Origin of the sequence: Paraburkholderia lebeckiae, from assembly GCF_050436325.1 — a bacterium.
GTDB lineage: Bacteria > Pseudomonadota > Gammaproteobacteria > Burkholderiales > Burkholderiaceae > Paraburkholderia > Paraburkholderia tuberum.
Genome location: NZ_JBNDLZ010000001.1, coordinates 533,953 through 559,644 on the forward strand (window position 1 = coordinate 533,953; position 25,692 = coordinate 559,644).

A 25,692-nucleotide genomic window follows, 5' to 3' on the forward strand; every position below is an offset into this window, starting at 1 on the left:
CCTGCCTTGGGACACGGATGGACTGGAATCGGAAGATGGCGAGTGTGAAACGAAATATCCACATCTCACATGAATTATTCTTTCAAACTCGCGTTTTGTTTGCGTAGCCTGGAAAAATTCATGCACATTGATCACCCATGGCCAGTAAATCGCTCCAGCGGCTCATGGAGGGCGTCCCGCGCGGACAGCCGCTCGATCCCCAGATGCTCCGAGACTGCGGAGTCGGCCCCCAGCAGACCACCTATCTGGCGAACGCCGGGTGGTTGCAGCGCCTTTCGAAAGGAGCCTATCTCCTCGCCGGTGACACCCCTACGCGCGACGGCATACTCGCGTATCTCAGCCGGCACGTGAGCGGCCTGCACGTCGGTGGCAAAACCGCGCTCGACTGGCAGGGTGTCCGACATAACCTGACCAGCCGTGAACGCGTCGTACTCTGGACCGTGCGTCCCTACGTCATGCCTGAGTGGGTCAGCGAGCACATGCCTCATACGCTGCAGACCACCAGTCTGTTCGACGACAACCTCCCCGAAGGCTTCGCAATCTCATCGTTGCCGAACAGGGATCCGTCCATCCTTGTTGCCGAGCCCGAGCGTGCACTGCTCGAGCTCGCGAGCGACGTCGGCAAACGCCTCTCGAAAGGCCAGACCCTCGAGGAGGCGTTCAACATCGCGTCGTCGTTGCGCAACCTGCGACCGAAGGTACTGGATACTCTCCTCACCAATTGCACGAGAGTAAAGGTCGTCAAACTCGTGCGTGATCTTGGCGAATCAAGCGGATATGCCTGGGGAAACGATCTGCAGCGCCACGTTGACAGGCTGGGTCCCGCAAAGCGCTGGTCCAGCAGCCGCAAGGGGGCACCTCCTTTGAACCTGAAGGCGTAACGCCCGTTTCGGAACAGCCGTGACCAGAAGGGCTATCACGTCACTGTCGCCGGCGCGAGCGGCAAAAGCAGGGGCGATGACGTGAAGCTGACCGTCGCTTCGGCCGACACACAGATCAAGGTCGAAGTGAACTACGTCTTTCGCGGCACGCAAACACCAACCATCATGCGTACAGTCGTGCCGCGCGCGCAGCACATGTTCCGGGTCGACTTCGAGGTGCCGACGCTCGCCGATGCCGAGTTGTACGGCAGCAAGCTCATCGCGGCACTGGACCGCCAGCATCCTCGCGACATCTTCGATGTGCAGCGCATGCATGATACGTACGGCCTGCGAGGCGATTTCGTTGCCGCTTTCGTTGGCTATCTCGCGGGCCACAACCGCCCGGTTCACGAGGTTCTCTTTGCGAAGCCACATTCACTGGCGCACGAATACGAGGCGGGATTTGTCGGCATGACGGTCGACGAGGTCAGCCTCGAACAGCTCGAGGCAGTTCAGGCAAGACTTCATCATGATCTTCCCCGCGCGCTAACCCCGAAGCATCGCAAATTTCTTCTTTCCCTGGTCAGCCTCGAGCCAGACTGGGCGCTGATGCCCTACGACCATCTGCGTGACATGTCCGCGATACGCTGGAACCTCGAAAAGCTGCGCAAAGTCCGTACGCGTGACAGATAGCGCTGAGTCGATCAGCAGACTCTGCCGCGCGGAGAATTTTCGACGCTTGATGGCGATAGTGGCCATGGCCCGATGATCGTGCGCCAACAGCGATTGCCGGACGATCGACGCAATTCTCATTCGCACTGTTTTTTCACACCGAAGACTTCCGAAGCGAACCATGTTGGCTAGCCGCATGAGCCCGAAAAACCTGTCATCGCTCCGATTCGCCAACGAAAACACCGCTTCCAGAGTCGCGGGGTAGGCCCTTGCGGGGTAACCGCTTGCCTTCCGCAGAATGAATGTTACAAACATTGGCATTCACCTTTATCATCCCGAGACTTCCCATGACCACAACAGCTGCACGAACCGTGCTTGAACACTGTCTGATTGCCAGTTTCGCGATCATCGCTGGCTTCGCTGCGATGCTCATCTGCGAACACGAGCGCAGCCCTCGACTGATGAATACCCACTGGCCGCAGGCCGGACTACACGCTGCCGCGGCGGCCGCCCTTGAGTTCAAGAAGGACCACGGGCGGCTGCCGTATTCCCTCGACGAGCTGCGCAGCACGCAGGACGGGATATACCTGCCGCGCAAATTCGACCTCCAGGGGGTCATTTACTTCCGCGACGGAGACGGCCATCCCCGGCTAAGCTGGAGGGGCGACGTCGATCATGGCGCCGCATATTGCAGTCTCGACGCCGCGCTGCACGAGCACTGCTAGCGTTTCAACCTCAGCGAACTTCATCGCCAACCCAAGGCATAAGCCATCGTGTCGTGACGCCTTGACCGCTCACGTCCTGTTCGGCTGGATTCACGTTTCTGTTGATCTGTACGATCGCCACCAAGGTCTGAAGCGAGGATGACCAATAATCACTCACTTGACGGTTGAGGGGATGCTACCAGGTATGCCGCCGCCCGATTTTCCCTGCGTGGCGACGCGCACAAGGGCTTTTTCGGCTCCGGGACTTGGTAAACGCCAATCGTCCAGACTCGCCTTACTGCAAGTAAACGGAGGGTGCATCAACCGAAAGAAGCCGATCACCACAGGCTGCGGTGGCATCAAGAACTCGCCAGCAACGCTCGTCTGTTTTCGAATCGCATTGTGACTCTGAATTTCGGACGGGCCGCGATTCCATGTGCAAGCTGAATGTCCGAGCGAGCGTCTCAGGCGCTCTCTCCCCATGCGAATGCTGGCCTCACGCTTCAACGCCCCGGGGCGTGTGACCGCTCAAATGCCGAAGTCTCAAGGCACGCCAGCATCCGGGACGATAGAGGAAGCGTCCTCACTGTCGGTGGCGCGAGTATCTTTTTCAGATACCGTTGAAACGCTGCCGACGTAGGTCGCTCTGCTGTCGGCGTCACTGGGTACCGGACGCCTGAATGCATCAAGATGGCTGGCCACGATCCGTATACGTGAATGTCCCATCAACCCGCTTAATTCCGGTCAGCTTGCCATGAAGTTCGTCCCGCTTACCGGGTGAGTCACTCGAAGCGGGCTGGCTTCAGGCCTGAAGGTGAGCTTTTCCGGGAGGCTTCCGATCTCGGCATCGAACACCCCTATGGCGGGAGTTTTTCGTACGGTTGCTGTGCGTGTGATATCGAGTGGTATGTATGGGCTTGCGGCGAATACTCCCGCCAATTTCATCGTCTCGTTGGCCATGTAGAACCCTCTCTCCACGCGAAACTAGCATCGCGAGAGACGTGCGCGAATATGGAGGCATCCCATAATTCCGTAAGAAACCCAGTGCAATGAAAACCGCCAACTACATCCACATCACCGCAGAACTCTCCACTTGCGGCTGCAATATCAATATGAGCCCCCACGCACGTCTGCGGGCAATCGAGCGTTCGTCCCTTGCTCCGAGCCGGGTGCTGGAACTGGTGGCAAGGCGCCATGCTGTGTTGCTGCCGTCCCGCGCCGCAAACCGTTCCTATCACCTCCTCTATGACAGGAAGGATGGATTTCATCGTCGCGGTCGTGGCGATCGACGGCTGCAGCGGGAGTAATTCAGCCAGCGTCGTGACGGTTCTGACGCGCGAGCAATTCGAAAATGACGCTGGCCCCATCGCGAAGCAGTCGCTGCGTACGGCAGCGAGCCGTGCGCTCGATGCTGTCGACTTCAGGCGCTGGGAGGAAAGAGAGTACGGTCCAACCGGCGTGCGCCGCCGATACCGCGTGTTCACTTACTATAAGAAGCAGGACGGCAGTACCGAGTGTGAGATCTTTCGCAACGCTCCGGTCTGCGATCACTTCGTCGACGAGAATGCGCTCACAAACGCCGCTGGCCACCCCGGGTTCTGGGACTGGTATGCGCGCCTCGCGAGCCGTGCCAACCTACCGATCGATTCGGTCGTCTCGATGCGCATCGCCGACACCGACAAGATTCGTCTGGATCTCCGGGCGGCGGCGCGCAACTGCCCCTATTGCGATGTGAGGAGGGCGCACTGAGCATCACCGCAGGGTCGTGCGGTTGCGTACGCTCCACGCCTGATCACCGCCAGTTCCGTTCAGCGACGCGAACATGCGGATCGATTTGGGCTGCTTTCGCCGTTCGGTCTGCTGCGGCATGCAGGCATGTCGACCTGCAGTTCAGAAGAACGCGTCCAGTGAGCGGTGAGCCGCGGACCGTCCCCCGCGAGTTGGGGGACCATCTGGGCGAACGGGGATTGGTGGAAGACGAGGCTGGCCAACAATGCGCATGACGCAAATGCTGACGCGTGGGTTACGGGGGCGAGGCGAGACGATCAGCTCTCTCGGCAATGATCGCGGAGCATCAAGCACTACAATGTCGACATAGGATTGCATCGGCGGGCAGGCAGAACATTTTCCAGGGCCCTGCGTGAGTGCCTCGACCGCTTTCGATGTGCATTGTGGTAGCGCGCTTCGGTCGGCGGGTATTCGCGGGCGTCGCTCACCTCGCGATTGGGCAGTCCGCGAGCAGCGAGCAACGCCGGGTTCAAGACGCTACCAGGAGCCTTCCTTGACGGAATTGCGGCCTTCACAACGACGCAACTGGGAAACAAGTCATGAAACGATTACATATCGGTCTCGGGACGCCGGAGGATTTCTTTGCGGCAGGCAGACGCATCGCACTAACTGCCGATCGCCGCGAGCCGATTCCGGAAATCTGCAGCGTCACATTTGAAGATGTGGAGGAAGTTCTGGCGCTTCTGACGCGAGCGAGAATGGCGGTATTTCGTGCAGTGAATACAGAATCGGCTTCGATCGCAGCAATTGCAGCGCGTTTGCATCGTAACCTCGCTTCTGTAGAGCGCGACGTCGATGCGCTGCGGGACGCCGGGCTCCTGTCTGTGGAAAGCTTGCCGGATGCTGCTGCTGGAGACCACGCGATCGTTCGTGCGAAAGCGGTTCGGGTGGATCTTCATGTAACGCCTTGACCGGATGGCTTGTATCGGCAGGCCGTCGGCACTGCGCCGCCGTCGCCAGACTGATGAGGCTGTTGGCAATTTAAGCTACGGCCATTTCGGTTTCGAAGCGAGGAATGTCTTCGACGCGTGTATTGTCGAAACGCGCCGACCGGACACGATTCCTACGGTCCCTGCACTGCATCATCCCGTCCGCCATTTCCCGGCGGCGCACCAGCGGTACGCCTGTAGCAAGGCAACGGGCAACATTAAGGCATGGAGGCTTGCCTTGGGTAGCGCTCACGATCGAACTGATGGATGTATCGCCATGAAACATCGGAAGTTAACCGCCGCAATCGCGCAAACATTGATCGTTCGGGGGGTACGGCAACGGCCCGCATGAAGCGCAATGGAGGGTTTCGTTTGCTTCAATCGTCGCTGTTGAACTGCGCCATCAGTTCGCGTAGCGCCTCCGCAGCGACCGGAAACGCGACGTCGCTGCTCGAATTCTGTTGATTGTCTCGCACATCCGCACTCCGGTGCGCCGGTGCTCAATGGATCTCGCGACTAGCGACGGACTTGCCACCTGCTCAGCAACTGTGAGGTCAACACGGGGACGGCGTGGGCGGCGCGCCGCCCCACCCTCGCCGATGTTGACGGCTGGAATTTGCAGCGTCTTGCCTCGCAAGCGGCACCGGCATACGATTCAAATCAACGGGCCCGTACTGCGCCATCCGCATTGCCAGATCAGGGAAAGACGCGCAAATCAGAACCCGCGCGAGAATTCTCAACAGGAGCCGCACAAATGACGAGAAGAAAACGTCCCGATCCGCTGCCTCGCGAAACGTCCGACGAGCTTCGGGCTCGTCTGCGACGGTTCGCCCTCCTCACACGTGAACAGGCCTTGCGACCTGCTACCGTGCCGTTCCCCGAGAACGTGACTGTACTCGCCGGCCCGCTCCGCAAGGTCGACGCAAGAGGGAATGAAGTGACGGACGACTCCGGGCATGATTGGGGAAGCAAATCTGAAACGAAGAAGGAATAGCGGAACAAAGAAAACTCCCCTCCTGCTTCGGGTACATCTGGGCGGTGCTCGCAGGTGCGCAGCGGCAACAGACGTCTATCACGACGCCTTCCTTCCACCAAAGCCAGGGCGATCGAATATGCGAATCGTGTTAGCTACGTGCCATTCGACGCCGTTGGCAGACCAGAGCCCGACCAGGTCTGCCTTTTCAGGAACGATCCCTTCCCGCTCGCATGCGAGCCGACACTGTCGGCGCGCTTCGGCCCGGTTCAACCAACCAGCATTGGCACATCGCGGATTGCACAGTACGCAGTCGATGTCTGGGAATTCTCCGGAAATCTGGCAGCGTTTCGTCGACAGCCCTTGTCGATGGACCGCATCCAACCATGGGTCAGGAAACGCAGCGTCGAGACGCTGCGGACGATTCAAGCCTCTGTGTCAGGCGCTACGCTCATCGCTTGCCTACGATTCAACTTTCGATCACATAGTTGAGGAGGCCTTCCGCGCCTTCCTCTGACGAGTTCGCTACCGGCTGCACTGGGTCCTCCGCAGCCCGTCCGACCAGTTCCTGGCACGGACGTCCCCACACGGCTATTCCTGAAGCACGATGGTTTCACGGACGCAACGCAAGAAGTTCGAGTTGCGCGTCGTTGACCGTCTGTTACCCGCGTGGCCACCTTCTTCCCTTTACGCGTGCGCTTGTTGCGCCTGATGCGACTTGCGCTCTGAAAGTTCCGTGAGAAGCTGAAACCGTCACGAACGCTGGTCACCGACGTCTGTGACAAACCAACGACGCGGTTTGGCAGGTTAAGTCTCTCCGTCACCCGCTGATGCGATCGCCATCACAGCCGCTGTCGATTCAACTTTATCAATAGGAATCCAAATCAATGAATAGACGAAACAGAATCTGGAAAATCACCGTCGATGAGGCCCGTGGCTTTTTTCTCGACGTCGTCGATCCTCTCATCAGGCTGGTCAGATGGATACGCCATCGCGACAGAAAGTGATCTCTTTGCATCGTCGAATCAATGGCTAACCCCTTTCAGGAGTCGACATGAGGATTCACCGTTTCACTTCCAGGCAGACCGGAAGTCCCGTGACTCGCATTTCGAGCCGACGGATGACGTTCTATGTACCAGACGAGGTTCCCGTCGAGGTTCTCCAGCTGTGGCTCGCCCGTCTCGGGGCTGATCTGCCACGACGGATTTCGACACTGCGCTATGTCCGCCGACGTGAAATCCGGAGAAAGCGTGTCCCGGTTTGCCGGTTCAAGAGACGTCGCATCAGGCGCAGGCGGGTTCGCGTACCTGTCTGTTTCCGGCGCCACGAAGCAGTCCGCTAAGCCACGCGCCTGGCGTCCCGTTCCCGCGGTCGACTTGCATCGTGAAGAACGGGGCCCACACTGAACTGGAATCACCCGGACGACAACGATCGTCGGCCGGAACCTTCTCCCTGTAAATTGAAATGAGAAACTCACGATCTGTTCTTCTCGCAATTTCGCGTGTCGCCCTTGTTCTCGCATTTCTCGCTTTCCTGCATCACGAATGGCACGCGTTGCTTGGGCATGAACCTTTGCACATCCCTGCTCTTTACGCCGCAACGCTGGTTGCAGCTTTGCTCATCTGGATTCCAGACCGGGAAGTGCGTGGCTGGACCTGGACAGCATTCATCGTCCTCACCATCGGCATGACGCTCGTTACGCTCACTTTCACGGTGTGGAGTGTCGCCGCCATATCATCCGTTGCGGTCGCGACCTTCAATCTCTGGCGTTTGCATCAGCAACGGGCGCCTGCAAGGATCGTTGTCGAAGGTACCCGCGTCTTCATACCGCTGGAAATGAAAATCACCCCGCAAGCTGCACCGCAGGTAACAGGTCAAAAGCGGTCACCAGAGAAACGCGCAAGGGTGGCGGCACCGTCCACAAAGCCGGCCGTAGCAGAGCAAGTCGCAGTTATCCCCGTGCCCTCGCCGCAAGCCGCCCCGATGCAGGAGCCGCGTGCAGTACGGGCTGAGCAGATGACCATCCCCACCTGGGATTTCAGCGAGAATGTGCGGAACCCGCGCCATAACTTTTCTGCTGTCGTTGGGATGCAGGCCACCAAGGCACGACTGCTCGGCGCAGCGCGACAGATTCTTGGCACTCCGAAAACACACAGGAACGGCATCCTGCTGTTCGGCGACCCGGGTAACGGCAAGACGTTCTTCGCTGAGGGGTTGGCGGGCGAGCTCAATGTTCCCTTTCTTTCGATCAGCTACGGGGATACGGCGTCCAAGTGGATCAACGAAACCCCTGAGAAGGTCAAGGCAGTTTTCACCGAGGCACGACGGATCGGAAACTGTGTGCTTTTCATCGACGAGATAGACTCCTTCATCAAGCCACGCGACGGCAACGGGCACCCGATGGACCGTGACCTTACCAATGTCCTGCTCGCCGAGAGCGTCGGAGTGCGCGGCTCGAAAGTAATCCTCGTCGCAGCAACAAACTTCCTCGATCAGGTGGACAGCTCTGGCACACGCGACGGTCGCTTCGACTTCAAAGTCGAATTGCCGGCGCCTGATCTCGCTTGCCGCATTGCGCTTCTGGCGCGCTCGATTACCGAGGAACTGGGTGAGGATTTTGCAGAGATCGAACCGATCACTGCGCTCGCGCGCCGGTGGGAAGGGTTTAGCGCTGCACGCATGACGGCGCTGGCAGGGCAACTGCGTGAAATGCATCGCGATGCGCAATTCACGGGACCCGTGACGTTTGAGATCGGTATGAAGGCGATGCGTCTGCTCCAGGGACGCAAGGGACGACTGCCCGAGGACGTCAAGGATATCCCAGCGATCATCATGCCCGATGCATCCCGCAACGTACTACGTGATCTTGCTTACCGCATGCGTGAAATCGAAAACCTGGAAAAACTCGGCTCGACGCTCCCGCGCGGCGTCATTTTTGTCGGGCCGCCCGGTTCAGGCAAAACGCAGGCTGCGATGTCTCTCGCCAAAGCGAGCGACTGGGCATTCCTCAAAATCACAGGTGCGGACATCATTGCGGATTCACGCGCCTGGGACAGGCTATACCGTGAAGCGTGCGATATCCGTCCTTGTGTGGTCTTTATCGACGAGGCGGATGGGATCCTGCAGGATCGACGACATACTGGACATGGAATGGCGACCGAAAAAATCCTCGACACGCTCGATGGCGCTGCGGGGAAAACGCCTGATGTGCTTTTCGTCGCTGCAACCAACCACTACGAACGGTTTGACGCGGCGGCAATGCGCAGTGGTCGCTTCGACGACGAGATCCATTTCGATGTCCCTTCGGACAAGGCGATGGCAGCGTACATACGAAACATCATCGCCAGCAAACTCCAGGGAACCTGGAAAGTGGACCCTGGTGCCGTTGTAGAGATGATCAGGCTTCTGGCCGGCCGGACTATCGCTGACGCGGACGCGCTCCTGCGCAAGGCGATCACCATCGCGGCGCTGCGGCGGATGCACGAACGTACCACTGATTTCCGCGCCTCAGACGTGGTACAAGGTGCGCGAGCAATATTTATCTGAAGACACGCATCTTGAAAGAGTCCGGTCCACAGAGATTTTGGGGAAGCCAAAGTATCGACGTGCGTACGCTCCGGCTGCGCAAATTGCACGACCGCGAAGACCTCATGTGCATGGTTATTGTCACGTGGGGCGTTGCCCTTCATCCGTTTCGCCGATGCCGCACGTTCAGTCAAAAAGTCATTAAGGCAACGGGTGAGAGCAAGCGGATTGTGCAGGACAAAATCAACTGAACGCGTCAGCGACCTGAAGACCTCTGACTATCCGATCCTAAAGAAAGTGACCGCCCGTATCAAGGTTACCACGCGCCTGTGATGGCGGTCGAACATGGACGGCATATCGTTAAGCCGATAGGCCACCAACACTGTTGTGCAGGGAAGCGGACCTCCCACGACACCCGCTATCCCGACGCATACGACGATTCAGAATCGTCGCATGCGTCGGGACTCGGAATGGAAGACGCTCGGTGTCGTGACATCGGTCGACGATGCAATCGCCGTTGTGAGCTGTCATATCGGCGACGCTCGCAGGACCTCGCGCAAGCTCAAGCAGAACACAAGCTCGTCAACCAGGTCATGCAGGGGCTGTCGTTTCATTTCTACTCCTCCTTATCAAACGTGCGGACCTAGCCTTCAGCTCACGTTTCACGCACCGAGTCGCAATGCAGGGGACCCGGTGCGTGCACTCATTGGTTTGACTTAATGATCGCCACGCTGAGTTGATCTATGAACGCCCTTAACGTCGAGCGAGTTTGCTGCGCACGGCGACGTTATGCGCGATGAACTGTGAAAAGCGACGATCTAGGTCAAGTGCATCCCACATTGCGGCGAGATTGGTGGCGATACGGTCGCAAGCCGCCTCGTCGGCCGCCTGACTATGCACGTGGATCCTGAGCGCTTCATGAAACGCTTCCCCCTTCTCCACCACGATGTTCTCTTCGCCCGGATACTCCGCCGAAATGATGGCGAGAAATTCTTCACAGGCATCCCCCTGAAGGGTGCGCAATTTCTGCTTAACTACATCGAAAACCGCGTTCTGCAGAGTAGTATTTTGCGCTAGTACGACGGGGCAGAACGTCAGGACAATTGAAGCTCCGCCGTCGACGTCACCAACAAGCTCGAAACAGAGATGACCCCAATCAGTATCGCGGCCATAACTGAAGATGGAAAGCTTCTTGAGAAGCCGACGATAGCGTTGAGCCCGACGAATGTTTTCCGCGTCGAAGGTTGCTCTTCGGTGTAGCGACTGGTCATCCAGCTTCGGCGCGTCGCGTCTTAGCATCGCTTCGCGCGCTTTTACGTCGACGAGCCACTCCGGTTCTACGTCAAATCGCAATCCGAGCTTCTGCGCGAAGAGCTTTTCAGTTTCGGTCAGCGGGCTTGCATCTCGATGTGGCTTCGAAGACTTGCCGGACGTTCGAAGATTGAGTGTCTGTTTTTCGGGTGAACACGTCGAGGGGCGTAGACGCATTAGGGTCTCCTTTTCGAAGCTGGACGGCCCGTGTCGGATGCGACACGCTGAGGCGTGCTTTCCAGCGAACACACGCGGGAAAAGGCAAGCGATCAATCACCGTTCGCCGTTTCCCTCAAGTCTTCGTTGGTTCGCGCAGCCGAAACTGCAGCAATCGACAGAGAATCTATGTGTCTTATTTTCCGTAGTTCATTCGCGCCATCTCGGCGCTGCGGGCTAGGCGTTACCCGATATGCCACGATCAAAGAGCGTCTCCTGGTTGCGCAATCGGACGATGTCAGAAAATGCCACATTGTTCGGGTAGCGAAGTACTTCACCTAGATGCCCGCCACGAGGCGGCGAGTACTTGCAGTGATTCGTCGGGCGCGGCCGATCAACTCCACTAGTAGGTGAGCGGAGGGCTTATTTGATTTATAAAGGGGCGCCGATACGCTGAACGGACAGACTCTCTTCGCAAAATTGCAATACACCACACCGACCGCGCAGTTCAAGCACGAGGTTTGAGTAAAGCACGTTTGAGCCTAAGGGTTCGTGTACACCGAGCTTTGGATGCTCCAAGCTCGATGCGGAACGCAGTACATCGCACGATAATGATCCCGCGGCGGCCTCGCGAACATCGACCTACCGGTTGCGGAAACTGAGATGCCCAACTTACATGACTGAGCATTTTGACATGTGCCCGATACGATCCGACATCCACAACGAGCCAAGATTGACTCGCGGAGATCGGTTGTGTGGGCACTAATGTGCATGCCGAGTGAACGGCTGATGGAAGTTTAACATAGCAGGTTAAAACCCGCAACAGCGCAAATGCCTAGCTTGCCGGGCCTAGTGCCGAATTACTGGCGAGCCTCGGGTCAAGCGCGACATCGTAGTGAGGCTCAAATTCTGGCAGCGGGGTTACCGGCGGCTCGACAGGGCGAAACTCCGAAGCTGCTGCGTGATGGAGGAAGAGCGTGGCTACCGGGCGGATGCCAGCCGGCTCGCTGCCATTGCTTTCCTCATCTTAGCGAAGACATGTGAACCAAAAGCGTCGGCGACCACGCGATTCACCGTCAGAATGTTATCGGGAGTGAGGGTCTCGCGAGCGACTCCCAAGCGGGTCATGAGCCGCTGCTGAAGCAGTTGGCTAATGAAAGACTGAAACATCTCCTTGCGCACTGCACCCTCGGCAGCTTCGAAGAATTCGCGGCCAGCCAGAATTTCTTCATTTCGCTTTGCGGTGGCTTGGTCAGCCTGAGCTTGGAGCGTGGCCTTCAGCGTCGCTTCCGTTGCGTCCCGGGTGCGAGCTTCGGCGCGATCGGCCTCTCGCTGTCTGGTTTGGATCGCGATCATTTGCCGGTCCGCTTCGCCGATCCGGTAATTGCCTTGGAGTGCTTTAAACAAGTACCCCTTCGGGCTGCTCGTGATCTTGCCCCGGATGAGCTGGTGCCGGGTGTACTCGAGTGCCTGCTCGAGGCGCTCGTTCGTCCATGTGTGCCGGTTCGCTGCCAGCCGTTCAAAATCTGGCGGGTCGAATGCAAAGTCGTTGAGAAGCAGGAGGTATGTGTCGTCCGAGATACCGGCGCGCGCGGCGTCAGCGCCCTGCTTCTTGCGAAAGCGGAACCGAATCCGCAGCTTGTCGGCCGGAACGCGTTCGGCGTTTGGCTCCCAGCTAACGTCAAAATCGGATTCGCTGTTCAGCTGTTCGATGGCGGGCCCCAAGAAGTGTTTCTTGAACTCTTTGAGATCCTTGCGCGACTCCCCCACTTTCCCGGGCCACTCCAGTACGTCTTCGTAGGGGAACCACTCTGTTACCCCGTTGCCTTCGCAGGGGATAAGCCGGTCGTAGATCGCGCGCGCAAGGGAAAGCGTGAGCTTGGCCGCGGCGCGGAGGCTTAACCAGTGTGCTTTATACGGGCTGATGAGATACCGGATCACACGTCCCGATAGCAAGATGCAAACAACGTTGCGTTCGATATAGCAGTCACCCAGCAGGCCAATGGTCCCCCAAGAATCTTTTTCCGTCAGCTCCTCGATGGACGGCGCCGTCATAATTTCCATGCGGGCCTGGGCCGCCGCCCGCATCTGCGCGACGAGATGACTGTGATTGCGACTGTCATACTTCATCAGGAATTTGAAGAAGTTGATGTCCGCGGAGAATGTGTAGACCTTATCGTCGACCAGGTCCTCGGGCGCTTTGCTGGCGACGATGTAGTACGCGGCATCGAGCACGCGCCGAGCAGCGATGCCAAGGCCTCGTACGCGTGTGAAGATGTTGTTGCGCAGAAAACCAATGTCCTGGTCTGCGCGATGTATCGGCGTGTCTTTGCCCGACATGTCGTCGTAGATGTCCAAGGCAAGCTGATACGGGGTAGCAGGAAGGATCTGATTTTCCATTCGTTGGACCGACCAAGATTCCCGGCACTGTATCAGCCGGTTGACGCCTGTCAACACAAAAACCGCCCCTGTCTGCGGAAGGCAATCCAGCACAAAAGTGCCCACCTGGCCGCAGCCGACCCAGCACAATAACCAACCCGGTCGCCCAATTTCCATCCCGGGGGCCCCAACTAGCAGCTGATGCGTCCCAATTTGCGCCCTCTCGCGCACAAAAACCGTCCCTAGGCGCCTAATAACCGTCCCTGTCCACAGCGAATTTCGTTGAAATAAAACGATTTTTTGATCACTGTATGTGAGTTTGTGGGTTTATGTTTACAAAAACCAGACAAACAGCGTGCAGGAATCAGGAAAAGCGGCGCTTCCTTCCGTTGCCGCACCCTTTAACTTATTGAAAATATTGAGTTTTTCGGGCCATATGCGGGGTCCCACAAAAACAGTCTCTGGGGCGGTTTTTGTGCATAATCCGCTGCCTTTGCATTTGAGGGATCCATTCTCGGTCGTTCGTCGCTCAAATGAGCGAGCGCCACCGCTCAGGGTAAAACAACAGAAAATCAATTACTTACGGGGTTTTCCGATCTGAGAGCTAGAATTTGCCACTAATCACATCCTTGTTTACGCGGAATCGTGTATTCTGCGCTTCGTGGTCAAGACCAAGGAGAAGCGCAGAATGGATGCCGTAGCCACCCTACCGTTGGAAAGCAGGAAAGTAACGCTTCGTGAAGTAGCAGATTTTGCTAATAATCTCGAGCCCTTCACGGACAATCTTCGGGAACAGATCCTAGCGCCGCGGCCGCGCAAGGTCGCGCCTGTTTATACGATTAGTGAGCTAGCCGAGATGTGCAGTTTGTCCCGGCAGCAGATTCAGTATCTGGTGACGAAGGACGATTCAGGGCTTCCCGCTGGAACCCTCAATGGCACCGGCCGCAGCCGGACCTTCACCTTAGCTGAAGTGCGCACCTGGGTCAGGATGGCGTCGGATATTTACCAGACGGGTGTGGGCGGGGCGGATGGAACCTTCCGTGGAAAAGTGCTTACGACGGCGCAGCTTAAGGGGGGGTCGGCAAAGACGACCACCACGGTGTGTCTAGCCCAAGCCTTGACGCTGCTAGGTCGAAAGGTCCTGCTGATTGACCTTGACCCGCAGGCGTCTGCGTCTGAGCTGTGCGGTCTCTATGCTGAAAAGGAAATCACCGGCGACGACACGGTCCTGCCGTACATCTACGACCAAAAAGTGGAGGGTGGCCTTGGTGCCAAAGTCCAGTCGACGTACTGGGATGGACTCGACATCATTCCGGGGCACACGTTTCTATATGGCGCGGAATTCCTTCTCCCGGCGCGCCAGAAGACGATTCAGGGTTATCGGTTCTGGTCGGTATTGCGCCAAGGGCTTGAACCGCTGCGGTCGCAGTATGACTACATCTTGATTGACACGTCGCCATCGTTGTCCTACATGAATCTGAATGCGCTGCTCGCTGCCGATGCGCTGGTGATGCCCATGATTCCCGAGAACCTGGACTTCATCAGCTCCTTGGCATTCTGGCGTCTGTTTTCGGACGTGGCTGAAGACTTCCTGCCCTATGAAGAGGACAAGGTCTACGAGTTCATCTCCATCCTGTTGTCGAAGGTGGACTACGGGAAAACATCGTCGGCGCCGGTCGTGCGGCAATGGGCGCAGACAGCCTACGGTCGCTGGCTTGACCCGTTTGAAATTCCGGCCAGCTCGGTGATGAGCGGCGGCGCCCTGTCGTTCTCGACCGCGCTCGATGTCGTCAGCTCGCATTCGACCGCGAAGTCACTTCAACGCGTCAAGCAGCCGATGGTGCAATACGCGAAATGGCTCGACGACATGTTCGTCAAGACCTGGAAGGAGGCAGCATGAGTGGCAATATTCGCGAGCAGTTGATGGCCAAGACGGCCAACCTGCCCACACCGGGTGACTTCAAGGGCGAGAAAAAGGAAAAGGACCGGAGCGCGCGTGTCTCCCAAACGATGCCGGGTATTACCGCGTCCTTGGCGGCCGCCCAACTGCGGGTTCAGGAGCTCGAGAGACAGGGCGTCGAGACGGAGATTGCGCTTGGCAACATTGTTCCAAATCCGTGGCAGCCTCGGCGGCAGTTCAATGAGGACAAGCTAGCAGAACTGGCGCGCTCAATTGCGGAGGCTGGTCTGTTGCAGGCGGTGGTGGTCCGCAGGGCCGGCGATACGTTTGAGCTGGTGGCTGGCGAGCGCCGCTGGCGTGCCCACAAGCTGCTCAACAAGGAAGCAATTCGCGCGGTGGTCATCGAGTGCACGGACGAGGACATGGCCGCGCTGGCGTTGATGGAAAACGTCACGCGCGACGATCTGTCAGACTACGAAATTGCGATCGCCGTTCGTCGTGCCGAATCGGAGTTTCCGAATCGGACTCGGCTAGCCAAGGTGATAGGAGTATCGCGCAGTGACCTGTATCGGTTCCTGTCGTTCGACGACCTGCCCGACTTCGTAAAGAATGACCTTGATCTGAAGCCTTCGGTCCTGAGTGCCGCAACTGCCCACGAGATTGCTCTCGCGGTGAAGAAAGGTGGTGACGCCGCGATCAAGGCATTGGAGGAACTCTGGCCAGGAGTGGTCTCCGGTGAGCTGGTTCAGACCAAAGTCGCCGCGGCAATAAACGCGGCTGTCATCCGGGGCGCGCCCACAGCGGATGCCGGAGATCGGAGTATCCTGAAAATCTTCGCCGGGAAGGTTCAAGCCGGTAGCATCACCAAAGATGTCAAGGGCCTTACGTTCAAATTCAAAGCAGGCGTCGTGACCGAAGAGCAGGAGCACGAACTCCGGGAGTACATCGGAAAGATGTTCTCCATACGCCCCGAGTGAATGACCATGCGACCCGCCTTCCCGGCGGGTTTTTTGGTCGCGGCAGTGCGCGCCGGGAGCGCCCGTTAGAAGTGTCCAGATTTGGACAATTTCTGACCGTGAGTGATTCACTGAACACCTTGAACGTCCCTGCGCGCCTCCCCGATGCATGCCCCGAGCACATAGGTTTCGATACCGCTACCGAGGCCACTCCCTCGGACGTGCGACTACTCCGAGCGCTTTGGGTGACGTCTCGTAACTTTCCAGATAGGATTTCGTCGACGCTGTAACAACCGTCTTGTGGCTGTCCAGATCTGGACACCGTCAAACGGGAAGCCCAAGCGGAAATGACGCGCGTGCGGCCTTAAGACGTAACACGCGGCGCCTCTTGGCAGAGCAGACGGAATGAACGTCTCGTCAGGGATTTACCGGTCTGCGCGGCTCACGACCATGTAAGCCGGCTTGCTTGCGGATGCCGGATTGTCTTGTCTTCCCCAAGATCCAAATCACCCAAAAAAGTGTCCATATCTGGACACGCAGCGGCCGCGATAGGTCGGCCGTGGTGACGCGGGCAGAGAACAGCAGAGCACGACCTCGCTTGTCTGAATGGTGCAACCTGCGGTCAGCGCCAGCAGCGTTTAGCGCGGATCGTGAAGAGCGGAATTCCAATGGTGGCGTTGGAGAACTGGGAGACGCCGCCCGCGAACAAAGATGCAATCGCAGACGTACAGCAGATCTTCGATGCCGTGGTCGACTGTGAGCGCCCCACGCTGGCCTCCAGCGTCAATCTCCGCGGGAATCCTCCCGGGAAGCCACGGCAGGCTACGTTCGCAAAGAAAGCGATGAGCACCGTCAGCACCAGTCTACCCAGCGCCACGGCGGTGTGGTCGAACTGGCTCCTGTAATGTGCATACCTCGCCTCAAGGATGCGCCGGAGCACCATTGCCGGAGGAGTTGAAGGATCTCAATTGGGCTCTAGGGCAACTTCCCCGACAGACGCGGGGCCTTGCTGCAGTCCATGAAGCGCGGCAGCACGACGGGTTTCGCTGCCCTGGTCCACAGCGGATCAGGCTCGATCAGACCGCAACAGCCGCGTCGTGCCGGGCGAACTGCGCAACGCCACGGTCAGCCACTCGGCCGGCGGATTGTTAATCTCCATCCAGACACTGTGCGAGGCTAAGAAGCCTATTCCGCGGAAGAAGTCGACCACCGGCATCGACGTGGGGGGCCATTTTGCGACGCTCGCAGACGGTTCGCAGCTTGCAGCGCTCAACAGTTTCCTGCGACACGAGAACGCCTTGCACTCGCTTAGCCTAGTTTGAACACTAAGGTCAGGTTCGGTAGCGACTAGAAGAAGGCGCTCATCCAGCGCGTCCAGGCCCGCATCGCCAATGCGCGTCCCGACTACCTTCACAAGACTTCGGCCACGGTCAACAAGAACCACAGGCTCGTGTCTATCGAAGAGCTAAAGGAGCGCAGGATGCCGAAGTGGGCTTCCCGTAGCGTTGGGAAATCGGGCAGGAATGTTCGGGTCGCGACCGACCTCAACACTTTTATTCCCTGATCAACGGTGAGCCGAGTTCCGACGCAACTCGAATATAAGCTGGACTGGAGCGGTGGCTGGCTGATCGCCGTGCCGGCGCATCGCACGAGCCAGATGCGTACCGCTGGCGAAGTGCCTTTTGTACGAGCGCGTATGCGTGCATCATACCGACGTCGTCGGCGCGATCAGCATGCCGGTCCGAGAACACCGCATTGCAGCTGTGGAGAAGCGCTGCAATGGGGACCCTCTGCCAAGTAGAAACCGGCGAAATGTCGCACGAGGCGTAGCGCATCGATGCCGCTGCCCGCGTCACTGCGTCCCTGAAACCTCAGCCGAGCGGAAGCGATGCCGTGCGGACCATCGGGATCCCGTGGGCGGGAGGAGGCGCTGGCAGCCCAGAACTCAACCTACGTGCCCCAGATACGCAGGGCGTCCCTTCCCGTTCGGAGCGGTAAAATTGCGAACGCGGCGTGACCTGGGGGGTCGTGCTTAGTACATAGCTGGCATGGAGCCCGGCAAGGCACATAACTTCGCACACCTAAGGTATTGCCGTCCGCCCATCTTAGGTTATGACTAGGCGTTCGAGCCTTCACGACCGCATGGCGCCGAAGCTCCGTGAAACATCAATCAACAATTTGCGTTTGCTCGAAAGCCCCGTCCTTCGGGGCTTTTTTGCAGTTTCCAGCAATTGTTTCACGGCAAATCCGAACGAAGGACGACAAAAGGTGAACGTTTGCTCGTCGCATGGCCGACTTCGGTCTAGTCCTCGTCCGATCGTAGTGGTCATTACGTAATTTGTAACGCCTATTGGCCTGCTGCCTGACGCTTCCCGGCTGTTTCTTCAGGAGCGACAGACGTTCGATTCTCGTAGGACTTTAAACCTGTCTCAACCGCGTCAACAAACTTGTCAACTCGCGTCGGCGGTCGAAATCGCAACTAACCGTCAATCCACGCAAACATTTCCATCGCTTCGCCACGAACCGTTCTGCAAACAGAGGGCAGTTTGCCACCGTGGGGACGTCAACGAACGGTGACGATCACTCGCTCGGCGCGCCGCGGTTTTCGCTGCCCAGTCGTAGATGCACTCGACGCCCAATGGCGAGGCGGTCTCGCCTGCACATCGCAGGTGTTGTCGACAGAATCGACGGGCGGCCATAGCAGAAGTGCGAACGGCACCATCCACACCGGAAGGGCGCGTCGATCGCATTGCTGTTAATGATGAACGGGCTCTCGCGCATACATTGCGGGCAACGAGTCAGGAGTGGTTGTCGATGCGCCGGACAGTGATCTTCTTTCTCAAGCTGATGCAACACACTGTGGTAGCCGTGGGCCGCGCACTGCCGGCAATACCGGAAGACCGTGCGATACCGTTCATGCACAGCCGGATCGATCATCGATGCATCCAATACCTTTCTGGGTAGCCGCACCAGGTGGAGCAGGAGCGCAATATCGATAGCGTCCCGCCGTGGTGCGACGCCTTCACGCGGATCAACATCGGGACTCATCAGGCGAAGGAGCACATCCCCGGCTGTGCGTTGGCGCAGGCGAACTTCCACAGGGTCGAGACGAGGGACTCACCCGGCATCAACCATGCGATGTTGAAGTCGCTGCCCAGCGCGAGCCTGATTTGCCATTCATCGAACGTGAGAATCGGAAAGCGCGGTGTCCTGAGCGCTTTCCGATTACGCCGTTGCGAGCACGCGTCCGGTGGCATCACGGGACTGGATATAGCCGCAGTGATGAACGGCGTGCGTCCACAAGGTCGGCTCTGGGCCGTAGCCGGGACCATCCTTGATCTCGCTTTCCTTGAGCACGATCTCGACGGCGCGTGAGAACGACTCCATCGGGATCTCAAGGCTGCCGGGCAAGCTCGCCTTATGATGCGCCGCCTCGAAAGCCTGCCACAGCTGACGGGCATCGCAGACCAGACGATAGCCCGCGTCAAACGCTTCGGGTACGTAAAAGCGTGGGAAGCTCCAGGGTGTGCCCTCCGGATATGCAGTCTGATCGTAACCATTCAGGCACGTGGCGACATCCTGGGCATGGCGGATACCATAGAACGCGAGTTCGTCAACCACGAGGCGTGCAACGATTTGCGTCTTGCCTGCGACCTGTAACGCAGTTTTCTGCGCGAGCAGTTCCTCCTGCCCGACGAGGAAGGTAAAGAGCTTGATCTGCTGGCGATCAGGTACATCGTGCACGTCGCGGAGCCATTCATATTCGTTCTCGTTGTACCGTTGAGCTTCGTCGCAGAACAGGAGCACGGCGCTGCTTCCAGATCGTGCGGCTGCCTCGCGAATACGGAGCGACAGGCGGGAGCGTTTGGCCGAGCTGGTACCGGCGTTCGGCGCGTGATCGCCCACTGCCTCCAGCAGATTCGCAAAGAAGGGTCCTTCCGCATGCCGCGGTTTGTGCTCGCACTGAGCGTGGTAGGTCGTTATCTTCGGAAACTGACGCGCAAGAAGGAGTCGAACGTACTCGATGGCCCGCGTTTTACCAACGCGCGATGGCCCATAGATGAGCGCGCCCATGATGCGGTAGCGCAGGCAGCGCGTGAGAGCTCATAGAATGCCTCGATCGCCGGGGTCGCAAGACGATAGTTGCCGGTGACAAGTGGATGCAGCGACGGATCGACCGGACGCGGAATCTGAAGCGACATGACACACCTCGCAGTTTGAACAGCGGAGTTAAAACACCTGACCGGTGCCAATCGAAAGCTTTCTCGGGCGAACCGCGATGCGTGGCTTAAGTTCGTTGACCGTGGTCGCTTGCGCATCCATGCCTGATGATGTGCCCGGCGTGACGGTGTTTGTCCCGGGAAGGCGGGGCGGACCGACGGGAGTGCGAAAAGTCGGTGCCGATCCGAGCAGGCGCGTCGCATGAGCTAGCTCCGTCGCAGCTTTGCGGGTGCTCTTCGCCTGCCTCATTTTCTCGTCGACGTAGGCTTCAATCGGGTTGGGAGCGAGGTTAGCGTCGCGTCGCCGCCGAGCCGGTTGCCCGAGGATCTGCTGACGCAGTTTCAGGTTATGTGGCACCACACGCCACGCGCCTTGTGCCTCGAGTACGCCCAGCTCCATGCCGGCAGCGAGGAAAGCGCGCACGGAGCGCCGGTCGTCGGCGTTCATGTAAATCAGCAGATGCTGACCGATGAGGTGCGTGCCTGTTGCAAGGACACGGTTGGTGCAGCGCACGCCATACAGGTTGATGTGCGGACGCACGCCCTGTTGCAGGTAGGCCCGAACGCGACACGGCCGTGCCGACTGCATCAGGCAAAGGGTCCGGCGCTGATGTTCGGCGAGCCAGACGAGCATCGTTTCCCTGCCCCGCCCGAAGTACTCCATCGCTTCCAGTGGAGTCGCGTTGTTGAGTCCCCGGTGCGGCGTGCCGTTGTAGCGTGAGATGGCGTACTCAACGAGCTCCGCCAGTTCATCCAGGGAGACGTAGAGACGCAGATCGCCTTTGGGATCCGAGAGCGCCCGGCGAAGATCGCGTATGTGAGAACCGGTGTATCCTGGCAGACGTGAAGACAGCCGACTGACTATCGTGCCGAAGAAGCGTTCGATATAGGGCCGCTCGTCCGGGCTGTGTTTCGGGCCGGCATCAGCGAGGCAGCCGACAAATTCGCACAACGCCCTCATCGTTTCGTCGGCGAGATTGGCCTTCGCGCTATCGAGCCTGATCCACTCCCAGGTCACGTAGCCCAGTTCAGGCATGTTCGCTGACGGAAAGCCGTCGTGTGGTCCGTACCCGAGGCCTGGTATGGTGAACGTTCGCGGGCGATGCGGCGTCAGTGCATTCTCGATGGTCTTGATGACGTCGTAGCGGCTGTACTCCCTTGCCAGTGCAATGTGATAGCCGAGCACGGCACGCGTGCAAACGTCGATGATCACCAGCAGCCATACTCTTTCCATCTCGGATTCGTGCGAGAAACCTAGCGGATCGCGCACGACCACCTTGAGACGGACGTCCAGCCGGTGACCGTCGAACTCGACGGCCTGATATGGCCGGACCGCTGGGGGTGCACCGGTGTCGTCGTCAACGCGCGGCAGGCCTTTGAGATGCGTGGCGCCCGCGGAGCGTGCAGCCGAGCCGAAGTTCGCAGCATCTCCGCCTTTACCCGTCGTGAAAGCGAGCGGATCGCATGGTCGGCTGTGTTCAGCGGGTAGCCGGCCGCCGTCAACCCGACTGAGCGGCATTGGCGCAGGAAATTGTCGTGTAGAGACTGCAGACCGCGCAGCCGCGTGCGCAGATGCCCGTCAGTATGGATCTGCTCAAGCCATACCTTGCGTTGCTTTACCGGAAGCAGCAGCCACCCTGTCAACGTCGGGTGGCGTTCAAGCAGATGCGCGAGCGCACCGGCGGCACCGCGGCTGCCGCGCTCGCCGCGCACCTGCACATCATGCACTCGCGCATATTCCGCGATGCGCACGTAGGGGATAAGTGCCCGGAGCCGAAGGGGCGGCCGTCAGCGTGGGTGGTCTGGGCGCGCTCAAGCCACCGGTACAACTGCCGGCGATTGAAGCGTGTCGTTTCCTCGATGATCCTGATCGGTTCGCCAGCGATGTAGCGCAGGATGGTCTGCCGCCGTGCCTCGAACTTGGGGCGGACCGGTTCGTCGAGTTCGGTATGGGCGACAGTGGGCCATGCGGCGACATCGATCGTCTGCAACTCCGGCTTGCGGCGACTCATGATGACGCCTCCAGCGCTACGAAAGAGGTGAGCAGCGACAGCGGTTGCGTCTGAAGTGCCGACGCGCTGACACGACCGCTGTGGAGCAAGCTGAACAAGGCAGCGCGAACAATCACCGGGTCATTGGTCAGGAACTCGCGCTCGATATCGAGCAGTCGCCGTGGCTCCTCCACGAATTGCATGATGGCCGGTGGTAACGTTGCGGGTACGAGGGCCCGGTTCGCGACAAGGTAGGGGAGGATGCGCTGCCAGTTGTCCGTCCACGCACGCGCCGCGGCGAGTTCAGCCGATGCGACAAACCGGATCGCTGCGGTGCCAGCGTCAACCTCCGCGCGTGACGCGTCTACATCCGATCCCGAAAGCAGTTCGCTTAGTACAACCAGTTCATCGCGATCAACGTAGCGCATCCAGAAATCGGTGAGGTGACGCTTTCCGTTGATCAGCACATAGCCCGGTCGCTCGCAGAAGTTGATCACCTTCGGGTTCGCCTCGAGCAGTAACCATTGTTCAAGCAACGCACGACGATAGAACATGACGCGGCGCGCGAGCTTGGGGCTGAAGGCTTCGAATCGGTGTGCGCCGCGTGGACGGCCAAGTGCAACCGACCTGGTCGCGTGAAGGGTATCCGCCACGAGACCAGCCTCCTACCGACGGGATTCGAAGTGTAGGAGGCGAGTTGGCAAATTTAATACGGACATATGCGAGTTGACACTTTTATGCCGATTCGAAGGGCAATAAAAGTGTCAACTCGCGAGCGTTCTGGCCCGCGGTTACTGGCGCGAACCGGTGACAGATTCTTTACGTCCTACGCTTGCTGACGGCGAATTGGAACCGCCGCCACCACCGCACGCGGCGAGCGTTGCAGCAGCAACTGCGCAAAAAGTCAAACGTGCGATCTGAGCTTTGCGAAAAGAAGCTTTCATAATTTGTTATCCTAATTGACTAATTGTCCTGCCTGCTTTGAACGATGATTTAACTCAGATCGGATGGTTCCCTGTTGATTTCATGCCGGCTTTTCTTCTTTGCTGATCTGCTCAGGACGATGTCACTGAGACGGGCGCTTTTCTAAACGGTATAAAAAACATATCAATGCGGGCGAGAACACGCACGCTCGTTTGTGTGGTAACGACCGTCCGGCAGCGAACTTAGGGCTGGATAAGATTTTTTTGAGGGTCGAGGCAGCGAACACGTCAGCGTGGCGAGTTCGTCGCTGCCTTGCCGTCTTCGGGCAGATTGCCAGCAAGGCGCTCATACAAAACGGGCCAATCAACTGCAAGCAGCGGTATGGTCTTGTCCTCGCGGGACAAATAGGCGAAGAAGCGCTGCCAGCCGTCAAGGAAGATGCCTTTGCCCGGACTGAGCAAGCAGGGCGGTCTGGCAACCTGGGGAACTGTCGCGTGTGGAAACTGCGCAGCGACAGTGTCAAGAATTGTCGATCGGAAGCTCTGCAGATTTTCGCTGTGCATGCCGACCGAGAGGTAGCTCTCTACTGCTTCGACCACACAAGTCGTGCTCAGTTCAACGTAAGCAGCGCGAACATCGCTGATCGTCACCGATGTGAGAACGGCTCGTGCCTCTGTGTTGCTGGCTGTTCGCTTTAATACGGAAAGCTTGGCGAAATGAGGCAGCGCTCGAAAGTTGGTCTCCCCGCCTTGCAGCGCGTCTTGAAACGGTGGATAGCACGCCAGCCACGAGGGTGAAACGCAACTGACCGATCGAGATTCTTCGACTAGTCCGTCGACCGGGACGGTGCGTTTCTGTGGCTGCAGTTCTCTCAGGTTCATTGTTATAAAAATAATATCTATACGGCGTCAGGTTGACAAGGGTTGTCACGCAAGGTGATGGCCACAACTAGGCTAACGGTCACGCCACGACGAACGTTAGGTGGAGGCGCCACTTTTTTTGGTCCGGGCTGCCCCCGGCGGCATAGTAGTTGTCGCCTGGGCGGCCGGACTTCCTGCTTGACGCTTATATGAACGCCGCCCGGCTTGCAAGGAAATAACACTGCGACGCTCGACTAGGGTTTGGCTGCAGGCTTATATCCGGCGTCTGCAGCGCGATGCTGCGCGCCCTGATGGAATGCGCCAAGAACGGCCTCTACTATCCAGCGCGCTCGAAGCGCTCAGCGTCAATCAGGCTTATGTTCTTGCGGTCCAACCTATCTTGCCATCACGTCGTTATTTACCTTCGCAACCTTCCAGCGTACTTGCGACTCGCTGTTTTGCTACGCTAGGCAGCCTGTCGCATGGTCGCATAGTCCTGCTGATACGTTTGATCGTGAGCGAGCAACGCCCACGCAGTTCGTGCCATTTTGTTTGCCAACGCTACTGTCGCCACATTTACGGGCCGCCTCAGCAATAGTTGATCGCACCAGAGTCCCTTGTTCTTGCTTTTAAACAAAACGGCGCGTGCCCCGTGAATCAACAGCGTCCGTATATAGTTGTCGCCTTGCTTACTTATGCCGCCCAACCGGACCTTGCCACCGGTACCGGTCTGCCTTGGAACGAGTCCGAGGTATGCTGCCAGTTCACGTCCTGATTTGAAAGCAGCGGGGTTGCCAATTGTCGCGACCAAGGCGGTGGCCGTCAAAGGGCCGATACCGGGAATGGACGCTATTTTTTGGCATGCCGACTCTTGTCTTTGCCAGGTAGCCAACTGCTTCTCCAGTTTTTTGATATCGCCGTCGATTCGATCGATGAGCTGGAGCTGATCGCGTTAAGCGTCAAATAGCGTGCCCGGAACCGCCTGTTCAACCTCATGAAGACGCTCGCGGACATCTGCCAGGCCAGCGATGCGGCCCGCAATGAGCACTACACCAAATTCGTACAGCAGACCGCGTAGCTGATTGACTTGCATGGTGCGAGACTTGACCAGCAATGAGCGTAGACGATGCAACGCCAGGGTTGCCTGCTGATCCGCCGTCTTTGGTGCCACAAACCGCATGCCTGGTTGTTGCGCGGCGACGCATATCGCTCGAGCATCCGCTGCGTCAGTCTTGTTGTTTTGAACGAATGGACGAATGAACTTGGCATGCAGCAGAATGACTTCATGACCCAGCGCTGCTATCTTGCGCGCCCACCAGTGAGCGCTTCCGCATGCCTCAAGGGCTACGCGTCCCGCCACCCGCTGGCCGAGAAACTCGATGAGCTGTTGTCTGCTAAAACGCCGGTTCATGATCTCGCCGGTTTCGGGTTCTACCCAATACATCTGGAAAACCCGCTTCGCGATGTCCAGCCCGTAGGTCGTGGTATCCATGATGGTTTCTCGCCCCTCAAGTGTTGGCAATAACGACACTCTGGCATAGCGG

At 58.4% G+C, this 25,692-nt stretch carries 16 protein-coding genes and 3 pseudogenes; 11 read left to right on the forward strand and 8 right to left on the reverse strand.

The window, feature by feature from the left end; translation table 11 throughout:
* Positions 1 to 137: 137 nt before the first annotated feature.
* From OKW44_RS02655 to OKW44_RS02690, 8 genes and pseudogenes are all read left to right on the forward strand, one after another.
* Complete coding sequence (locus tag OKW44_RS02655; RefSeq protein WP_018420532.1) at positions 138 to 881, forward strand: type IV toxin-antitoxin system AbiEi family antitoxin domain-containing protein; 744 nt, start codon at positions 138 to 140, stop codon at positions 879 to 881.
* Positions 882 to 947: 66 nt separating this feature from the next.
* Positions 948 to 1,553 (forward strand): annotated as a pseudogene (locus tag OKW44_RS02660) (nucleotidyl transferase AbiEii/AbiGii toxin family protein); the annotation flags it as partial.
* Positions 1,554 to 1,879: 326 nt separating this feature from the next.
* Positions 1,880 to 2,257 (forward strand): hypothetical protein, encoded by a 378-nt coding sequence (locus OKW44_RS02665; RefSeq protein ID WP_018420530.1) that lies wholly within the window; start codon positions 1,880 to 1,882, stop codon positions 2,255 to 2,257.
* Positions 2,258 to 3,285: 1,028 nt separating this feature from the next.
* Positions 3,286 to 3,543 carry a hypothetical protein gene (locus OKW44_RS02670; RefSeq protein ID WP_162633957.1) on the forward strand — a complete coding sequence of 86 codons (258 nt, stop codon included), beginning with the start codon at positions 3,286 to 3,288 and terminating at the stop codon, positions 3,541 to 3,543.
* A complete protein-coding gene (locus tag OKW44_RS02675; RefSeq protein ID WP_018420529.1) occupies positions 3,494 to 3,985 on the forward strand; it encodes a hypothetical protein in 492 nt (163 codons plus the stop codon). The genes OKW44_RS02670 and OKW44_RS02675 overlap by 50 nt, the downstream gene beginning before the upstream one ends.
* Positions 3,986 to 4,563: 578 nt before the next feature.
* Entirely contained in the window at positions 4,564 to 4,935 is a 372-nt protein-coding gene (locus tag OKW44_RS02680; RefSeq protein WP_084754062.1) for an HVO_A0114 family putative DNA-binding protein, read from the forward strand.
* Positions 4,936 to 5,707: 772 nt separating this feature from the next.
* Positions 5,708 to 5,947: a hypothetical protein gene (locus tag OKW44_RS02685; protein ID WP_162633956.1), complete on the forward strand. Its 240-nt coding sequence runs from the start codon at positions 5,708 to 5,710 to the stop codon at positions 5,945 to 5,947.
* 1,443 nt (positions 5,948 to 7,390) lie between these two features.
* The gene (locus OKW44_RS02690) at positions 7,391 to 9,472 is read left to right on the forward strand and encodes an AAA family ATPase (protein WP_018420525.1); all 2,082 of its coding nucleotides are present in this window, start codon (positions 7,391 to 7,393) and stop codon (positions 9,470 to 9,472) included.
* A 732-nt stretch (positions 9,473 to 10,204) separates the two neighbouring features.
* On the opposite strand, the gene OKW44_RS02695 is transcribed toward OKW44_RS02690, so the two are convergent.
* Entirely contained in the window at positions 10,205 to 10,939 is a 735-nt protein-coding gene (locus OKW44_RS02695; RefSeq protein ID WP_018420524.1) for a hypothetical protein, read from the reverse strand.
* 960 nt (positions 10,940 to 11,899) lie between these two features.
* On the reverse strand, positions 11,900 to 13,318 hold the full coding sequence (locus tag OKW44_RS02700) for a replication initiation protein (RefSeq protein WP_026225812.1): 1,419 nt from the start codon (positions 13,316 to 13,318) through the stop codon (positions 11,900 to 11,902).
* A gap of 667 nt (positions 13,319 to 13,985) precedes the next feature.
* Between OKW44_RS02700 and OKW44_RS02705 the strand changes: the two genes are divergently transcribed.
* The 3 genes from OKW44_RS02705 (at position 13,986) to OKW44_RS02715 (ending at position 17,475) form a co-directional block, all read left to right on the forward strand.
* Positions 13,986 to 15,197, forward strand: coding sequence for a ParA family protein (locus tag OKW44_RS02705; protein WP_018420522.1), 1,212 nt, complete (start codon positions 13,986 to 13,988; stop codon positions 15,195 to 15,197).
* Positions 15,194 to 16,174 carry a ParB/RepB/Spo0J family partition protein gene (locus tag OKW44_RS02710; protein WP_018420521.1) on the forward strand — a complete coding sequence of 327 codons (981 nt, stop codon included), beginning with the start codon at positions 15,194 to 15,196 and terminating at the stop codon, positions 16,172 to 16,174. Before OKW44_RS02705 ends, OKW44_RS02710 begins: the two co-directional genes overlap by 4 nt.
* 1,076 nt (positions 16,175 to 17,250) lie before the next feature.
* Positions 17,251 to 17,475: a hypothetical protein gene (locus OKW44_RS02715; RefSeq protein ID WP_018420519.1), complete on the forward strand. Its 225-nt coding sequence runs from the start codon at positions 17,251 to 17,253 to the stop codon at positions 17,473 to 17,475.
* Between the two features lie 1,903 nt (positions 17,476 to 19,378).
* Here the strand turns inward: OKW44_RS02715 and OKW44_RS02720 are convergent.
* From OKW44_RS02720 to OKW44_RS02740, 6 genes and pseudogenes are all read right to left on the reverse strand, one after another.
* A pseudogene (locus OKW44_RS02720) lies at positions 19,379 to 20,355 on the reverse strand (AAA family ATPase).
* A 28-nt stretch (positions 20,356 to 20,383) separates the two neighbouring features.
* Entirely contained in the window at positions 20,384 to 21,892 is a 1,509-nt protein-coding gene (locus OKW44_RS02725; RefSeq protein WP_503125013.1) for a TnsB C-terminal domain-containing protein, read from the reverse strand.
* Positions 21,893 to 22,013: 121 nt separating this feature from the next.
* Positions 22,014 to 22,385 (reverse strand): hypothetical protein, encoded by a 372-nt coding sequence (locus OKW44_RS36970; RefSeq protein ID WP_503125012.1) that lies wholly within the window; start codon positions 22,383 to 22,385, stop codon positions 22,014 to 22,016.
* The gene (locus OKW44_RS02730; RefSeq protein ID WP_026225810.1) at positions 22,382 to 23,017 is read right to left on the reverse strand and encodes a hypothetical protein; all 636 of its coding nucleotides are present in this window, start codon (positions 23,015 to 23,017) and stop codon (positions 22,382 to 22,384) included. The genes OKW44_RS36970 and OKW44_RS02730 overlap by 4 nt, the downstream gene beginning before the upstream one ends.
* Before the next feature lie 558 nt (positions 23,018 to 23,575).
* A complete protein-coding gene (locus tag OKW44_RS02735; protein ID WP_162633955.1) occupies positions 23,576 to 24,169 on the reverse strand; it encodes a hypothetical protein in 594 nt (197 codons plus the stop codon).
* Positions 24,170 to 24,614: 445 nt separating this feature from the next.
* Positions 24,615 to 25,640, reverse strand: a pseudogene (locus tag OKW44_RS02740) (IS110 family RNA-guided transposase).
* Positions 25,641 to 25,692: the final 52 nt, after the last annotated feature.